The sequence below is a fragment of the Mesorhizobium sp. Arg314 genome (genome assembly GCF_053714275.1).
The window spans coordinates 1-203 of record NZ_JBSKBP010000407.1 but is presented as its reverse complement, the minus strand read 5'-3'; the positions used below and the strand labels follow the sequence as shown (position 1 = coordinate 203).

The following is a 203-nucleotide window of genomic DNA, read 5'->3' as shown; positions in this document are numbered from 1 at the left end:
GAGCTGCGCGAAGCGCATCCGGGCGTCACGGTTCTTGCCCATCCCGAATGTGCACCGCAGGTCGTCGCCGAGGCCGACTTCGCCGGCTCGACGGCGGCGATGTCCGACTATGTCGCGCGGCATAAGCCGGCGCGCGTGGTGCTGATGACGGAATGCTCGATGAGCGACAATGTCGCGGTCGAGCATCCCGACGTCGATTTCGT

Annotated in this window: 1 protein-coding gene; it reads left to right on the top strand. The window is 66.0% G+C overall.

Annotation, left to right across the window (positions count from 1 at the left end; translation table 11 throughout):
• Positions 1-203: quinolinate synthase NadA (gene nadA, locus ACWGS9_RS36055; protein ID WP_454509592.1), on the top strand; the 203-nt coding region annotated here is incomplete at both ends.